The 14,534-nt window shown below is 71.2% G+C and carries 15 protein-coding genes and 1 pseudogene; 11 read left to right on the top strand and 5 right to left on the bottom strand.

From position 1 onward, the window contains the following. Nucleotides 1–4: 4 nt before the first annotated feature. Nucleotides 5–412 carry a PepSY domain-containing protein gene (locus ABD333_RS29385; RefSeq protein WP_344545762.1) on the bottom strand — a complete coding sequence of 136 codons (408 nt, stop codon included), beginning with the start codon at nt 410–412 and terminating at the stop codon, nt 5–7. 110 nt (nt 413–522) lie between these two features. Between ABD333_RS29385 and ABD333_RS29380 the strand changes: the two genes are divergently transcribed. From ABD333_RS29380 to ABD333_RS29370, 3 genes are all read left to right on the top strand, one after another. Then, a complete protein-coding gene (locus ABD333_RS29380) occupies nt 523–1,200 on the top strand; it encodes a response regulator transcription factor (protein ID WP_344545761.1) in 678 nt (225 codons plus the stop codon). A gap of 1 nt (nt 1,201) precedes the next feature. Next, a complete protein-coding gene (locus tag ABD333_RS29375; protein ID WP_344545760.1) occupies nt 1,202–2,668 on the top strand; it encodes a sensor histidine kinase in 1,467 nt (488 codons plus the stop codon). Between the two features lie 119 nt (nt 2,669–2,787). After that, entirely contained in the window at nt 2,788–3,636 is an 849-nt protein-coding gene (locus ABD333_RS29370; RefSeq protein ID WP_344545759.1) for an NAD-dependent epimerase/dehydratase family protein, read from the top strand. Here ABD333_RS29370 and ABD333_RS29365 read toward each other — a convergent pair. The 3 genes from ABD333_RS29365 to ABD333_RS29355 form a co-directional block, all read right to left on the bottom strand. Then, complete coding sequence (locus ABD333_RS29365) at nt 3,627–3,953, bottom strand: nuclear transport factor 2 family protein (protein WP_344545758.1); 327 nt, start codon at nt 3,951–3,953, stop codon at nt 3,627–3,629. The two genes, ABD333_RS29370 and ABD333_RS29365, sit on opposite strands and share 10 nt — an antisense overlap. An 81-nt stretch (nt 3,954–4,034) precedes the next feature. Continuing rightward, nucleotides 4,035–5,171 carry a winged helix DNA-binding domain-containing protein gene (locus tag ABD333_RS29360; RefSeq protein ID WP_344545757.1) on the bottom strand — a complete coding sequence of 379 codons (1,137 nt, stop codon included), beginning with the start codon at nt 5,169–5,171 and terminating at the stop codon, nt 4,035–4,037. Continuing rightward, nucleotides 5,161–5,799, bottom strand: a complete 639-nt coding sequence (locus ABD333_RS29355; protein ID WP_344545756.1) for a TetR/AcrR family transcriptional regulator — start codon at nt 5,797–5,799, stop codon at nt 5,161–5,163. Before ABD333_RS29355 ends, ABD333_RS29360 begins: the two co-directional genes overlap by 11 nt. A gap of 107 nt (nt 5,800–5,906) precedes the next feature. On the opposite strand from ABD333_RS29355, the gene ABD333_RS29350 reads away from it, so the two are divergent. The 5 genes and pseudogenes from ABD333_RS29350 to ABD333_RS47620 form a co-directional block, all read left to right on the top strand. Next, nucleotides 5,907–8,192, top strand: coding sequence for an ATP-binding cassette domain-containing protein (locus ABD333_RS29350; protein ID WP_344545755.1), 2,286 nt, complete (start codon nt 5,907–5,909; stop codon nt 8,190–8,192). A gap of 155 nt (nt 8,193–8,347) precedes the next feature. After that, the gene (locus ABD333_RS29345; protein ID WP_344545754.1) at nt 8,348–8,560 is read left to right on the top strand and encodes a hypothetical protein; all 213 of its coding nucleotides are present in this window, start codon (nt 8,348–8,350) and stop codon (nt 8,558–8,560) included. A gap of 124 nt (nt 8,561–8,684) precedes the next feature. Then, nucleotides 8,685–9,986, top strand: a complete 1,302-nt coding sequence (locus tag ABD333_RS29340) for an erythromycin esterase family protein (RefSeq protein WP_344545753.1) — start codon at nt 8,685–8,687, stop codon at nt 9,984–9,986. 82 nt (nt 9,987–10,068) lie between these two features. Then, complete coding sequence (locus ABD333_RS29335) at nt 10,069–10,896, top strand: class I SAM-dependent methyltransferase (RefSeq protein WP_344545752.1); 828 nt, start codon at nt 10,069–10,071, stop codon at nt 10,894–10,896. Continuing rightward, nucleotides 10,893–11,117, top strand: a pseudogene (locus tag ABD333_RS47620) (NAD(P)H-binding protein); the annotation flags it as partial. The gene ABD333_RS29335 and the pseudogene ABD333_RS47620, both read left to right, overlap by 4 nt. A 41-nt stretch (nt 11,118–11,158) precedes the next feature. On the opposite strand, the gene ABD333_RS29330 reads toward ABD333_RS47620, so the two are convergent. Then, nucleotides 11,159–11,836 (bottom strand): hypothetical protein, encoded by a 678-nt coding sequence (locus ABD333_RS29330; protein ID WP_344545751.1) that lies wholly within the window; start codon nt 11,834–11,836, stop codon nt 11,159–11,161. Nucleotides 11,837–11,850: 14 nt separating this feature from the next. Between ABD333_RS29330 and ABD333_RS29325 the strand changes: the two genes are divergently transcribed. The 3 genes from ABD333_RS29325 to ABD333_RS29315 all read left to right on the top strand — a co-directional run bounded on the left by ABD333_RS29325 (nt 11,851) and on the right by ABD333_RS29315 (nt 14,523). Beyond that, nucleotides 11,851–12,474: a TetR/AcrR family transcriptional regulator gene (locus ABD333_RS29325; protein WP_344545750.1), complete on the top strand. Its 624-nt coding sequence runs from the start codon at nt 11,851–11,853 to the stop codon at nt 12,472–12,474. A 37-nt stretch (nt 12,475–12,511) separates the two neighbouring features. Next, nucleotides 12,512–13,000: a MarR family winged helix-turn-helix transcriptional regulator gene (locus tag ABD333_RS29320; RefSeq protein ID WP_344545749.1), complete on the top strand. Its 489-nt coding sequence runs from the start codon at nt 12,512–12,514 to the stop codon at nt 12,998–13,000. Between the two features lie 80 nt (nt 13,001–13,080). Then, entirely contained in the window at nt 13,081–14,523 is a 1,443-nt protein-coding gene (locus ABD333_RS29315; protein ID WP_344545748.1) for an MFS transporter, read from the top strand. The last annotated feature ends 11 nt before the right edge of the window (nt 14,524–14,534 follow it).

The following is a 14,534-nucleotide window of genomic DNA, read 5'->3' as shown; positions in this document are numbered from 1 at the left end:
GGCGTCAGTCGTCGGCGCCGTCATCGTCGGCGTCGTCGTCGGCGCCATCGGTGTCCTGGTCGGCCACCGCGTTCGACAGGACCTTGCCCGTGGCGGTGTCGACCGTCAGCTCGCGCTCCGTGCCGTCCTTGCCGATCACCTCGACCTCCCAGACGGCCGAGCCCTTCTCCTGGTCGAGGTCCACCGAGGCCACGTGGCCCGGCACGGTCCGCAGCGCGGTGGCCACGGCGTCGGTGGCGCTGACCTTGGCCGTCTGCACCGCCTTGGCCTCGGCCGCCTGCTCGGCGGGGTCGTCGTCACCGCCACCCGCTGCGAAGGCGGTCGCGGTGCCACCGGCGGCGATCAGGCCCCCGGCGAGGACGGTCACCAGCAGCCTGCGGCCCGTCATCAGGCGGCGTACGTCAAGGTTCATCGGATTCCTCCTGGTTGGTTTCTCATGTGGACACCACCGTGGCCGACGGACCTGAGGCGCGGCTGAAGCAACCTGAAGCCCGCTTCAGGTGCGTCTGGCAGCCTGGAGGCATGCGCCTGCTGATCGTGGAGGACGAACGACGCCTGGCCGCGTCCCTGGCCAAGGGGCTGACGGCCGAGGGCTTCGTGGTGGACGTCGTCCACGACGGCGCGGTGGGACTGCGGCGCGCGGCCGACCACGACTACGACCTGGTCGTGCTGGACATCATGCTGCCCGGCATGAACGGCTACCGGGTCTGCTCGGCCCTGCGCGCGGCCGGCGACGAGACGCCCATCCTCATGCTCACCGCTAAGGACGGCGAGTACGACGAGGCGGAGGGCCTGGACACCGGCGCCGACGACTACCTCACCAAGCCGTTCTCCTACGTGGTGCTGCTCGCCCGCATCCGCGCCCTGCTGCGCCGCCGGACGCGGGGCGGCTCGCCCACGATCGTCCTCGGTGACCTGACCGTCGACCCGGCGGCCAAGGTGGTGCTGCGCGGCGACACCGAGGTGGAGGTCACGGCCAAGGAGTTCGCCGTCCTGGAGCACCTCGCCGTCAACGCGGGCCTCGTCGTGTCCAAGGGCCAGATCCTCGAACACGTCTGGGGCTTCGCCTACGACGGCGATCCCAACATCGTCGAGGTGTACGTGAGCGCGCTGCGCCGCAAGCTCGATGCCCCCTTCGGCCGCAAGTCGATCGTCACGGTGCGCGGAGCCGGCTACCGGCTCGCCACCGACGGGGGCTGACATGCCCGCGATGTACAGGCCGTTCGCCTCGGTGCGGGCGCGCACGACCGCCACCGCCACCGTCGTCGTCGCCGTCGCGCTGGTGGTCGCGGGGCTCGCCGTCGTGCTGCTCCTGCGGACCAGCCTGGACCGGCAGAGCGGCCTCCAGTCCGAGGTGTCCGCGCGCGAGGTCGCCTCGCAGCTGGCCGCGGGCGTCGAGCGCGCGCGGCTCGACCTGCCCGAAGGCGACGAGCGTCCCGTCCAGGTCGTGGACTCGTCCGGCCGGGTGGTGGCGGCGAGCGAGGACCTGGACGCGATTAGCGGCACCGACCCCCCGGCCGTGCGGCCCGCCGCCTCGCCCGTCCCTGAGCGGGACGAGGACGACGACCGGGACGAGGACGCACCGCGGCCCGGCGAGGTCTCCGGCGACGTCCGCCACAGCACCGGCAGCGCCACCGTGGACGGCGAGACCGCCGGCTACAGGTTCGCGTCGGTCAGCGTCACCGCGCCCGGCGGCGAGACGTACACCGTGCACGCCGGCACCGACCTGGCCACCGCGCGCGAGGCCGTGGGCACGGTCACCAAGGCCATGCTCGCCGGACTGCCGCTGCTGCTGGCCGTCGTGGCGGGCGTGACCTGGCTGGTCACCCGGCGGGCGCTGCGGCCGGTGGCGGCGATCCGGCACGAGCTCGCCGAGATCACGGCCTCCAGCGACCTGACGCGCCGCGTACCGGTGCCCGCCTCGCGGGACGAGGTCGCGGGGCTGGCCACGGCCACGAACGAGACGCTCACCGCGCTCGAACGGTCCGTGGAACGGCAGCGCGGCTTCGTCGCGGACGCCTCACACGAACTGCGCAACCCGATCGCCTCGCTCCGGACCGAGCTGGAGGTCGCCGCGGCGCATCCCGAACTGCTGGACCTGGACGGGCTCACCGAGGAGGTCGTCCGGCTCCAGCGCCTGGCCGCCGACCTGCTGCTGCTCGCCCGGCTCGACGCGGGCGAGCGGGCCGTCGCGCCGCGGCCGGTCGCGCTCGCCGACCTGCTCCGGGAGGAGGTCGCGCGCCGCGGCCCGGCCGGCGGGCCGCCCATCGGGCTCGACCTCCAGGCCGCTCCGCGGGTCCTGGGTTCCCGCGACCGGCTCGCGCGGGTGCTGACCAACCTGTTGGACAACGCGCAACGGCACGCTTCCTCCGAGGTGAACGTCACATTGCGGGTAGAGGACGACCGCTGGGCAGTGATGGAAATCACCGACGACGGTCCCGGGGTGCCGCCGGCCGACCGGGAGCGGATCTTCGAGCGCTTCGTCCGTCTCGACGACGCCCGCAGCCGCGACGACGGCGGCGCGGGGCTCGGCCTGGCGATAGCCCGTGACCTGGTGCGGGTCCAGGGCGGTACGCTCACCGTGGAAGCCGCACCAGGGGGAGGAGCGCTCTTCCGGATCCGGTTGCCCCTCCGGGACGCGAGGCAGCACGACGATGGCCGAGCGTAGCCGGGTGGAATACCACGGGTGAGCGGTGTTTCGCCGTGCCGGGCGTGACCTGGAAGGAGTCTCTGCCTATCCTGCCTGGGAGGCGGCCACAAAGGCGTGCAGTCGTGGAGGTACCCCCCTTGAAGATTCTCGTCGCCGGCGCGACCGGTGTCGTCGGCAGTCGGCTGGTCCCCCTGCTCGTGCAGGCGGGCCACGAGGTGACCGGGACGACCCGGTCCGCCGAACGTGCCGACGCCATCGCCGCGCAGCAGGCCAAGCCCCTCGTCCTGGACGCGTTCGACTCCCCGGCCGTGCACGACGCGGTCCTCGCGGTGCGGCCGGACGTCATCGTCCACCAGCTCACCGATCTCAGCGGGGAGGATTTCGAGGCCAACTCACGGCTGCGGATCGAAGGCACCCGCAACCTGGTGTCGGCCGCGAAGGCGGCCAACGTCGAGGTGATGATCGCGCAGAGCATCGGCTGGCTGTACGTGCCGGGCGACGCGCCCGCGGTCGAGGACGACGCCCTCGACCCGACGCTGCCGCCCTACGAGGGCGTCGCCGCGCTTGAGGAGGCCGTCGCGGAGCTGCCGCGCGGCGTCATCCTGCGGTACGGCGCGCTCTACGGGCCGGGCACCTGGTACGCGCCGGACGGGGCGATCGCCGACCGGGTCCGGGCGGGAAGCCTGCGGCCGTCACCGGCGTGGACCTCGTTCGTGCACGCCGACGACGCCGCCGCGGCCGCGCTGACGGCGCTCGACTGGCCCGCCGGGCCGGTCAACATCGTCGACGACGAGCCCGCGACCACCGCCGACTGGCTGCCGGTCTACAGCGCGGCGCTGGGCGTTCCGCTCCCGGGCACCGCGCGGCACGCCGCCGCGACGGGCCGCCCCGTGTCCAACCGCAAGGCGCTCGACCTCGGCTGGAAGCCGCAGATCCCGTCCTGGCGCCTCGGATTCGCCGCGATGGAGTCGGCCGATCAGACCTGACCGGTGTCGAAGCGGCTGATCTTGCCGCCCCGCACCGTGAAGTCCCAGCGGGTGCTCATCGTGCCCCAGGTGTCGTTGCGGTAGGTCACGATCATGCCCAGGCCGCCGGGATCCTCACGGCACACGTCGAAGTGCCCGTTCGCGTTGAAGATCTCCCGGTCGGCCCAGGCCGCCGGGTCGTGGGGATTTCCGTCGTCGGTCATGACGGCGTCCCTGGCGAGCAGTTCCCGGAAGGACGCCCGGTCTCCGGTGTTGATGGCCTCGGCGAACTTTCGCACGACCGGATGGATCGGCAGGCGAGTGGTCTTCGCGGTCATGGCACCAGTGAACGTCGCGCCAGGTCACAGGCGCTTCTCCGGCCGGTCAAGAAACCACCGGCTTCATCGTGAACGCCGCCCTCAGACGAACTCCACCTCGCGGGACCCGGCCTCGGGGTACGCGGCGGCGAGGAGCCGTTCCGCCTCGTCTACGAGGGCCGTGCGGTCGTTCTCGGACACGGGCTCGAACAGCTCGACGCGGACGGTGGCGACGCCGCGCTTCTTCTCGTGTTTCCACATGCCGTGGACGAAGCCGTCGACGAGGACGGCGGCACGGATGATGCCGTTGACGGTGAAGAGGCGTTTGCGATGCTCCTCGGAGACGATCCTCGTCCGGTCGGCGTGCGACAGCGTGAGGTTGTCGAAGTCCGGCACCAGGCGGACCGGAGCCGGGGTCCCGGGATCGGGACGCGGCGCGTCCGGGAGGTCATAGAGCACCCTGCCGTTCTCGTCGGCGAACGTGACGAGCCGCGGCGCGAGCCGTTCGACGACCTGGCCGAGGCCGGTCAGGCCCGACCAGTGCTGCACGTCCTGGACGGTGGCCGGGCCGAACGCGGCGAGATAGCGCAGCACCAGGCGTTCCAGGGACGGTTCGGTGTCCAGCGCGCGGCCCAGCCAGGTTTCGAGGGTGGTGTGGGTGGCCAGGCCGCTCTTGCCCCAGATGCCGCGCGGCGGGATTTGGGCGAGCGGGATCACGGTGCGGGCGGCCCAGTTGAGCAGCTCGGGTTCGCCGCCGGGGAATCGTGCGGCCAGGAGCGCCCGCATCTCCTTGTCGGTGCGGGGCTCTGTGAAGAGCTCGCGCGCGGCGGCCTCGACGGCGGGCAGATCGAGCCCGCTCAGGTCACGCCCGTTCGCCGTTCTGAGGTTGCGGTCCATGATGACCTGGGTGAGGGGCCGCAGGGCCAGCGCGTCGCGCGCGCTGACCAGGTGGAGGGTGCCGCGCATGAGGACCGTGCGCACGACCTCGCGTTCGGTGAGCAGCCTGGCGAGCTCGCCGAACTCGAAGCCCGCCAGCCGGCTCCACAGGCCGATGTACGGCGGCGTGGGGGCCTGCGCCTGCATCCCGGTCAGGTGCTCGATGGCGTCGAGGACGGGCAGCTCGTGCCGGTCGAGCAGCAGCTGACGGGCCAGGAGGGCGCGGTTCAGCGACCGCCGGTCGAGCACCGGACCGGCGGTCGCGGGGGTGGTCGTCATCGATCCGGCCGCCTCAGTCGTCATACCGTCCTCTCAGCTCCTGCCAGTTCGGAGGGGGGCCGGGCAGCTCCTCCGCGTCCGCCATGCGGAGCGCGTCCAGATACAGCTCCAGATAGCGGTGTTGCAGGCGGTTCATCCGTTCGTCGTCCCCGATGCGTATGGTGTGCAGGTGTTCCAGGAGCACGGAGATGTCACCGACCTCGATGTCGCGCCGCAGGGCACCGGCCTCCTTGGTGCGATCGAGCAGGCGCTGGGTCGCCATATGGATGTCCCGCCCCTTCTGCGCCATCTCGTCGGTGACGGGGAAGCTGCCGGCCAGCCGCATGGTCAGCGAGCCGGCGCCGATGTCCAGGCAGCTGCGCATGAAGTCGGCGAACGCGGTCCAGGCGTCGCGATCGTCGTCCAGCGCCGTCTGGACCTGCGCGAGATAACGGTCCATCCCGTCGTCGGCCAGCCGCTGGAGCAGCTCTTCCTTGCTCTTGTAGCGGCGGTAGAGGGCGCTGATGCCGACACCGGCGTATTCGGCCACCGCCGAGATGGGAGCCCCCGGGTCGGCGGTGAACACCGCTCGCGCGGCGTCCCGGATCAGCTCGTCGTTCCTGGCCGCCTGGGCCTTCCGGCCGCTCATGGGGGCTTGCGTCTTGGTCTCCATGTTCCTCATAGTATGGGAACGAACCATTCCGTTCTATATTGCTGCCGGGAGATTTTCTCTGTACGCTGTACGGATATTACTGCCTCCCAGCGGAAAGGTCGAACTCGATGAACGACGCAGGGCACCGGCATCCCGCGGACAGCCACGATGTGATCAAGGTGCGCGGCGCCCGCGAGAACAACCTCGCCGACGTGTCGCTCGACATCCCCAAGCGCCGGCTCACGGTCTTCACGGGGGTGTCCGGCTCGGGCAAGTCCTCGCTCGTGTTCGGCACCATAGCGGCCGAGTCGCAGCGTCTGATCAACGAGACGTACTCGGCGTTCCTCCAGTCGTTCATGCCGAGCCTGGGCCGGCCGGACGTCGACGCGCTGCACAACCTGAGCGCCGCGATCGTCGTCGACCAGGAGCGGATGGGCGCGAACGCGCGCTCCACGCTCGGCACCGCGACCGACGCGTTCACGCTGCTGCGGATCATCTTCAGCCGGCTCGGCGAGCCCCACGTCGGCCCCGCCTTCGCGTTCAGCTTCAACAACGCGGCGGGCATGTGCCCCGAGTGCGAGGGCCTCGGCCGCAAGTCCGACATCGACGTCGACGAGCTGGTGGACCGGGAGCTGTCGCTGAACGAGGGCGCGATCACCGTGCCCAACTTCGCGGTGGGCTCGTGGTACTGGAAGGCCCTGGCCGACTCGGGGTTCGTCGACCCCGACGCCAAGCTGAAGGACTACACCGAGCAGCAGTGGGAGGACTTCCTGTACAAGCCCGCCACCAAGATGAAGCTCGGCGGGATGAACACCAACTACGAGGGCCTCGTGGTCAAGGTGCAGCGGCTCTACCTGTCCAAGGACAAGGAGGCGATGCAGCCGCACATCCGCGCGTTCGTCGACCGGGCCGTGACGTTCACGACCTGCCGCGCGTGCGGCGGCGCCCGGCTCAACCCGGCCGCCCTCGCCTCCAAGATCAATGGCCGTTCCATCGCCGACTGCGCGGCGATGGAGATCAGCGACCTGGCCGCGTTCGTCCGGGACATCGACGCCCCGTCGGCCGCGCCGGTGCTCAGCGCCCTGGGCGAGACGCTGGACTCGCTGGTCGAGATCGGGCTCGGCTACCTGAGCCTGGACCGTGAGTCCGGCACGCTGTCCGGCGGTGAGGCCCAGCGGGTCAAGATGGTCCGCCACCTCGGCTCCCCGCTGACCGACATCACCTACGTCTTCGACGAGCCGACGGTCGGCCTGCACCCCCACGACATCCAGCGGATGAACGGCCTGCTGCGCCGCCTGCGCGACAAGGGCAACACCGTGCTGGTCGTCGAGCACAAGCCGGAGACGATCGCGATCGCCGACCACGTCGTCGACCTCGGTCCTGGAGCGGGCACCGGCGGCGGTCAGATCTGCTTCACCGGCGACGTGGCCGGGCTCCGCGCGTCCGGCACCCTCACCGGCCGCCATCTGGACCATCGGGCCCGGCTGCGCGACGAGGTCCGGCAGCCGACCGGCCACATCCCGATCGAGGGCGCCACGCTGCACAACCTGCGGGACGTGAGCGTCGACGTCCCGACCGGCGTGCTGACCGTGGTCACCGGCGTCGCCGGGTCCGGCAAGAGCTCGCTGATCCACGGCTCGCTCTCCACCCGGGACGGCGTCAATGTGGTCGACCAGTCGGCGATCCGCGGTTCCCGGCGCAGCAACCCGGCCACCTACACCGGGCTGCTCGACGCGATCCGCACGGCGTTCGCCAAGGCCAACGGCGTCAAGGCCGCGCTCTTCAGCGCCAACTCCGAGGGCGCCTGCCCCAACTGCAAGGGCATCGGGCTGGTCTACACCGACCTGGCGATGATGGCCGGCGTGGCGTCGGTCTGCGAGGAGTGCGAGGGCAAGCGCTTCACCCCGGAGGTGCTCACGTACGAGCTGCGCGGCAAGAACATCGCCGACGTCCTCGCCATGCCGGTGACCGAGGCCCGCGACTTCTTCACCGAACGCCAGGCCCGCGCGATCCTCGACCGGCTCGTCGACGTCGGCCTCGGCTACCTCAGCCTCGGCCAGCCGCTCAACACCCTGTCCGGTGGCGAACGCCAGCGGCTCAAGCTGGCGATCCGCATGGCCGAGAAGGCGGCGACCTACATCCTGGACGAGCCGACCACCGGTCTGCACCTGGCCGACGTCGACCAGCTCCTGGCGCTGCTCGACCGGCTCGTCGACGACGGCAACACGGTCGTCGTGATCGAGCACCACCAGGCCGTGATGGCGCACGCCGACTGGATCATCGACCTCGGTCCCGGCGCGGGCCACGACGGCGGCCAGATCGTCTTCACCGGCACGCCCGCCGACCTGGTCGCCAAGGCGGACACGCTCACCGCCCGGCACCTGCGCGAGTACGTCGGCGCCGACGGCTCCTGACGGCAGCTCACCGGTCGTACGGCCCCTCGGCGGTCCTGCCGCGAGGGGCCGTACGACGCACGGAGTAAGCCGGCTGCCTTCCATCGGTGGACGCGTCGGCACGAACCCGCCGGAGACGGTTCTCGCATCCATCGATGCGAAGGGGAGATGTGCTGATGCGATCGTTGACGTTCCTGACGTTCACCCTGCCGGTCGTCGCCGTGGTCTGCCTTGCCGGCACGACCCAGGCGGTCACTTCGGAAGGAGATCCGCCGCCTCCGGCCACCGCCGGGGACGGCACATGCGACGACGTGCGATCCGTGCTCCTGGAGCAGCTGGCGGCGTTCCGCCCGGTCGTCTCTGAAGGCGGCGAGCAAACCAGGTGGTGACGCCCGGCTGCCGGAGGCGCCGTACCGCGCACGGCGTAATCGACGAGCCGCCCGCTGGGGGACGCGTCGGCACAGACCCGCCAGAGACGGTTCTCGCATCCATCGATACGAGGGAGATGTGCTGATGCGATCGTCAAAACTTCTGGCGTTCACGCTGTCGGCCGCGGCCGTGGCCGGCTTCACCGGCACGGCGCGGGCGGCCACGGCCGGGCCGCCGGAGCCGGTCACCGCCTGGATCGAGCGGAACGCGACGCGGCTCACCACCGTCGATCCGCGGGCTCCGCTGGGCGACCTCGCTCCGCTGCGCCGTACGGTCGGCGGCGCCACGATCGTGGGGCTCGGCGAATCCACCCACGGGGCGAGCGAACAGGCCAAGCTCAAGCACCGGGTGGTGCGCCTGCTCGTCGAGCAAATGGGATTCCGGTCCATCGCCTGGGAGGACGACTGGACGCTGGGTCTCCAGCTGAACGACTACATCCTCACAGGCAAGGGCGACCCCGAGGCGATCCTGCGGGAGACGGGCTGGCAGTCACGCGAGATGCTCGACCTCCTGAAGTGGCTGCGCGCCTACAACGCCTCCCACCACGACAAGGTGCGGTTCTTCGGTGTCGAGTACTTCGCTACGCGGCCCGTCGCCTACGACGCGATAGCCGCTTACACCGCGAAGGTCGCGCCCGAACGGCTCCCGGCGATCCGTAAGCACCTGAGAGCGCTCCGCCCGTTCACCTCCGACATGGGACGGTACGTCCAGTGGTACTGGAAGGAGGTCGACGACAAGCGGCCCTACATCCGCCGCGCCCGCCGACTCCGCTCGCTGGTCGAACGGCTCCCCCACCGGCCCGGCGACCGTGCCCACGAGGTGACGCTCCACCACGCCCGGCAGATCGTGTCGTTCCATGAACACTTCAGCCTGCCGGACAACGACGGCTACAACTACCGCGAAGTCCGGGCCGCGGAGAACCTCCGCTGGTGGCGCACCTTCAGCCGGGACAAGGTGGTCTACTGGGCCGCGAGCCCGCACACCGTCAACGCCCCGAAACTCCGGATCACCCTTCCCCCTGGCCCGGACATGACGTTCGCCAGCACCGGTTCGTACCTCCGCCGCTGGTACGGGCAGCGCTACCGGTCGATCGGCTTCACCTTCGACCATGGTGCGATCAGCGGCGAACCGGGCGGTCCACCCCTCCAGGCCCCGCCTGCGCGGCGCCACTGGTTCGAGTACCCGTTCGGCCGCGTCGGGTCCGACCAGTTCATGCTGGACCTGCGCACCGACGCCCCGTCCGCCGTGCGGAGGTGGCTGACGGCGCCCGCCACCACGCGCGGTCTCGTCTGGCAGGAGTCGTCCACGATGACCGGTGGCTCGCCGGCGCAGTGGTTCGACGCGATCGTCCACCGCCAGACGATCTCTCCGCAGCGACCGCTCTGATCGATCCCCCATTGACATCCGGACTGCCGGGCAACATTATGAACTAGTGTTCATGAACATGTGTTCATAATGAGGAGGAACGATGGCCGAGATCGTCAACACCGAGCAAGCCGAGGCCTGGAACGGGTACGAGGGGCGCCACTGGGCGGACAACCACGAGCGTTACGACGCCATGAACAGCACGTTCAACGACCACCTCATGGAGGCCGCCCGGATCGGCGAACGGGACCGGGTGCTCGACCTCGGCTGCGGCAACGGGCAGACCACCAGGCGGGCCGCGCGGCAGGCCCGGCTCGGGTCGGCCGTCGGCGTGGACCTCTCGCTGCCGATGCTCACCCGGGCACGCGCGACGGCCGCCGCGGAGGGCGTCGCGAACGTGCGGTTCGAGCAGGGCGACGTACAGGTGCATCCGTTCCCGGGCGGCGGCTTCGACGTGGCGATCAGCCGGTTCGCGGTCATGTTCTTCGCCGATCCGGTCGCCGCGTTCGCCAACGTCGCGCGCGCCCTCCGTCCCGGCGGGAGGCTGGCCTTCCTGAGCATGTCCGATCTTGACGGCACCGATCTGGGAACGGTCGTCGGAGCCCTCGCCGAGCACCTGCCGGGCTGGCCGCCCGAGCCGGGCGGAGCGGGTCCGTTGTCCCTGGCCGATCCCGCGCACGTGCGCGACGTCCTCACCGCCGCGGGCTTCCACGACGTCGGTACGACCCTGATCGGCGGCGAGTCGAGGTGGGGCCGGGACGCCGCCGACGCCGCCCGGTTCCTGGCCGGCTGGGGGCCGGTCAGGTTCCACCTGGCGGACGACGACCCGGTCCCGGTCCGCGCCGCGCTCGAAGCCGCGTTCCTCCCCTTCGAGCGCGCCGACGGCGTGTGCCTGCGATCGAACGCCCTGCTGGTCGAAGCGGCCCGATGAGACGGATCGTGATCGTCGGCGGCTACGGCGCGGTCGGGCGCGAGGCGGCCGCGCCGCTGGCGGAGTGGTACCCGGGAGCGGTGGTCGTCGCCGGTCGCGATCCCGGCCGGGCACGCCCCGTCCCGGGGACGACACCGCTGCGCGCGGACCTGCGGGTACCCGCTGATCTGGAGCGGGCGATCGAGGGCGCCGACGCCGTGCTCATGTGCGTCGACCAGGACAACGAGCGGGTCGCACGCGCCTGCCTGGAACGCGGTGTCCATTACGTCGACGTGTCGGCCTCGCATGAGCTGCTCTCGGGCGTCGAACGCCTGGACGGCCTCGGCACCGAGCGCGGGGCGACCGCCGTGCTCAGCGTCGGGCTGGCACCCGGCATCACGAACCTGCTGGCCCGGATGACCGGCGGGCCCGACGTGCGGATCGGCGTGCTGATCGGCTCAGGCGAGGCGCACGGCCCGGCGGCGCTCGGCTGGACGCTCGACGGGCTCCGCGTGATGGGCTCGTCCTGGCGGATGCCCTTTCCGGCGCCGTACGGGACGCGCACGGTGTACGGATTCCCGTTCTCCGACCAGCACACGCTGCCCAGGACGGCCGGGGTGACACGGGCGGAGACCGGTCTCTGCCTCGACTCCCGGGCCATGACCGCCGTCCTGGCCGCCGCGCGCCTGCCGGGTGCCGCACGGCTGCTCGCCGTGCCGCGGGTCAGGGCGTGGCTGGGCAAGGTGCACATCGGCAAGGACGGCTTCGCGGTCACCGCCGTGTCGGGAGAACGCGTCGCGTCGTTCACCGGGCGGCGGCAGAGTCGCGCCACGGGCGTCGTCGCGGCCCTCGTCGTCCGGCGGCTGGCGAGTTTCCGGCGGGTGTGCGGCATCTGGACGAACTCGTGGAGCCCGCCGCGTTCCTGGCCGAGGTCGCGGAGCTGGGAGCGGGTACCGCTCACTACGATGCGGGGTGATGTCACCCAGGAAAGCGGCCGTGCTGCGGGACGCCGGCGACGGGCGGAGTCTGCGCGACCACCTGATCGCCACCGCCGCGCGTCTCATCGCCGAACGCGGCACCGTCGGGCTCACCGTGCGGGCGATCGCCCGCGAGGCCGGGGTCGCCGACGGCGTGCTCTACAACCACTTCGCCGACAAGGAGGAGCTGCTCGCCTACGCGCTGCGCGCCTACGTGCGTTCGGTGGAGCGGACGTTGAGCGGCCTGCCGGTCGCGGGGGACGGGACGGTCGCCGCCAACCTGCGGGCGTACGTCGCGTACGGCCTGGCCATGCACAAGTCGGTGCTCCCCGCGTTCACCGGGTTCTTCTCGCAGCCGAAGGTCCTCGCCCGGTTCGCCGAGATCAGCGAGCCCGGGGCGGACTGGCGCGACCGCCTGCTCGGCTATCTGCGGGCGGAACGTGACCTGGGACGGCTGCCCGCCGCGGCCCGGGTGGACGCGGCGGCCACGCTGATCGTCGGTTTCTGCCACGAAACGGTGATCTCGGCGCTGTTCGGCGGTCCGGCGACCGTGCCCGGACCGTCTCCGGAGGCGGTGGACGACCTCCTGCACGTCATCCTGCACGGGATCGTTGTTACGTAGATAATCCAGTAAGAAATCATCTTGTTACACTGGCTGCATGACTGCCATGGCCCCCGCCCGCACCGTGCCTGACCTGTCGTTCCTGCTGGACCACACCAGCCATGTGCTGCGGACGAAGATGGCGGCGGCGCTCGCCGAGATCGGCCTGACCGCGCGCATGCACTGCGTCCTGGTGCACGCCCTCGAAGAGGAGCGCACCCAGATCCAGCTCGCCGAGATCGGCGACATGGACAAGACCACGATGGTCGTGACGGTCGACGCGCTGGAGAAGGCCGGTCTCGCCGAACGGCGGCCGTCCAGCACCGACCGCCGGGCGCGGATCATCGCGGTGACCGAGAAGGGCGCCGAGGTCGCCGCCCAGAGCCAGCGGATCGTCGACGGCGTGCACGAGGCCGCGCTCGCCTCGCTGCCGGACGGCGACCGCAAGGCGCTGCTCAAGGCCCTGAACCTGCTGGTCACCGGGCATCTGGCCACGCCCGCCGAGACGACCGGCCAGGCCCGCCGGGCCCGGGAGCGTCACAAATAAGTCCCTGAGGGATTGTCTGCAACGGAACTATCTATTACGGTCTCTCTTGTCGGCGTCCGCCGGCGCTGAAGGGAGAGACCATGTCGACCGACTCACGCGGCCTGGCGCTCGGTGTGCTGTCCGCCGCCGGGCTGATGACGATCCTCGACGGCAGCATCGTGACCGTGGCGATGCCGGCCATCCAGCACGACCTCGGTTTCTCGCCCGCCGGGCTGAGCTGGACCGTCAACGCCTACCTGATCGCGTTCGGCGGGCTGCTGCTCCTGGCCGGACGGCTGGGCGACATGATCGGCCGCAGGACGATGTTCCTGGCCGGGAACGTGGTGTTCACCGCCGCCTCGGTGCTGGCCGGAGCCGCCACCACCCCCGAAGTGCTGATCGCGGCCCGGTTCCTGCAGGGCGTCGGCAGCGCCATGGCCTCGGCGGTGGTGCTCGGCATCCTGGTGACGCTGTTCACCGAGCCGAGGGAACGCGCGAAGGCGATCGGCGTCTTCAGCTTCACCGGTGCCGCGGGCGCCTCGATCGGCCAGGTACTGGGCGGCGTGCTCACCGACCTCCTCAACTGGCACTGGATCTTCCTGATCAACCTGCCGATCGGCCTCGTCACCGTCGGCCTGGCGGTCCGGGCACTGCCCCGCGACCGCGGCATCGGCCTGGCCGCCGGGGCCGACGTCGCCGGTGCCCTGCTCGTCACGGCCGGGCTCATGCTCGGGATCTACACGGTCGTCAAGGTCGAGGAGCACGGCTGGCTGGCCGGCCACACCCTGGGGCTCGGCGCGGTGTCGCTCGCCCTGCTCGCCGCGTTCGCCGTCCGGCAGGCCCGGGCCACGACCCCGCTGATGCCGCTGCGCGTCTTCCGTTCACGCAACGTCTCGGGCGCCAACGTGGTGCAGATGCTGGCGCTGTCCGCGATGTTCGCCTTCCAGATCATCGTCGCGCTCTACATGCAGAAGGTCCTCGGCTACAGCGCCCTGGAGACGGGCCTGGCCATGCTGCCCGCCGCCGTCGCCATCGGCGGGATCTCGCTCTTCGTCTCGGCGCGGCTCATCGCCCGCTTCGGCACCCGCGCCGTCCTCGTCACCGGACTGGTGCTGCTGTTCGCCGCGATGGCCTGGCTGACCCGCATCCCGGTGAACGCCGGCTACGTCACCGACCTGCTTCCGGTCATGCTGCTCATCGCGGGCGGCGGCCTCGTCCTCCCGGCCCTGGCCAACCTGGGCATGTCGGCCGCGAGGGCCGACGACGCCGGGCTGGCCTCCGGCCTCTTCAACACCACCCAGCAGATCGGCATGGCCCTCGGCGTCGCGGTCCTGTCGACCCTGGCGGCGGCCAAGACCGAGCGGCTGCTCAGCGAGGGCAAGAGCCAGGCCGAGGCACTGACCGGCGGCTACCACCTCGCCTTCACCACCTCGGCGGGCCTCCTGGTCGCGGCCCTCGTCGTGGCCCTGATCGTGCTGCGCCAGCCCAAGGCGACCGATTCCGCCGGGACTCCGGCCCAGGCCCAGCCCGTCGTGACCGCCTGAAATCTCCGCAC

The organism is Actinomadura fulvescens, from assembly GCF_039533225.1.
GTDB lineage: Bacteria > Actinomycetota > Actinomycetes > Streptosporangiales > Streptosporangiaceae > Spirillospora > Spirillospora fulvescens.
This window is presented reverse-complemented; position numbering and strand designations above follow the sequence as displayed.

Excerpts from the sequence above, each read along its gene's own strand:
- ABD333_RS29335 (WP_344545752.1), top strand. The coding sequence starts at position 10,069 with ATGGCCGAGATCGTCAACACCGAGCAAGCCGAGGCCTGGAACGGGTAC.
- ABD333_RS29345 (WP_344545754.1), top strand. The coding sequence starts at position 8,348 with ATGCGATCGTTGACGTTCCTGACGTTCACCCTGCCGGTCGTCGCCGTG.
- ABD333_RS29320 (WP_344545749.1), top strand. The coding sequence starts at position 12,512 with ATGACTGCCATGGCCCCCGCCCGCACCGTGCCTGACCTGTCGTTCCTG.
- ABD333_RS29315 (WP_344545748.1), top strand. The coding sequence starts at position 13,081 with ATGTCGACCGACTCACGCGGCCTGGCGCTCGGTGTGCTGTCCGCCGCC.
- ABD333_RS29360 (WP_344545757.1), bottom strand. The coding sequence starts at position 5,171 with ATGACGACTGAGGCGGCCGGATCGATGACGACCACCCCCGCGACCGCC.
- ABD333_RS29385 (WP_344545762.1), bottom strand. The coding sequence starts at position 412 with ATGAACCTTGACGTACGCCGCCTGATGACGGGCCGCAGGCTGCTGGTG.
- ABD333_RS29325 (WP_344545750.1), top strand. The coding sequence starts at position 11,851 with ATGTCACCCAGGAAAGCGGCCGTGCTGCGGGACGCCGGCGACGGGCGG.
- ABD333_RS29380 (WP_344545761.1), top strand. The coding sequence starts at position 523 with ATGCGCCTGCTGATCGTGGAGGACGAACGACGCCTGGCCGCGTCCCTG.
- ABD333_RS29355 (WP_344545756.1), bottom strand. The coding sequence starts at position 5,799 with ATGGAGACCAAGACGCAAGCCCCCATGAGCGGCCGGAAGGCCCAGGCG.
- ABD333_RS29375 (WP_344545760.1), top strand. The coding sequence starts at position 1,202 with ATGCCCGCGATGTACAGGCCGTTCGCCTCGGTGCGGGCGCGCACGACC.
- ABD333_RS29350 (WP_344545755.1), top strand. The coding sequence starts at position 5,907 with ATGAACGACGCAGGGCACCGGCATCCCGCGGACAGCCACGATGTGATC.
- ABD333_RS29365 (WP_344545758.1), bottom strand. The coding sequence starts at position 3,953 with ATGACCGCGAAGACCACTCGCCTGCCGATCCATCCGGTCGTGCGAAAG.
- ABD333_RS29340 (WP_344545753.1), top strand. The coding sequence starts at position 8,685 with ATGCGATCGTCAAAACTTCTGGCGTTCACGCTGTCGGCCGCGGCCGTG.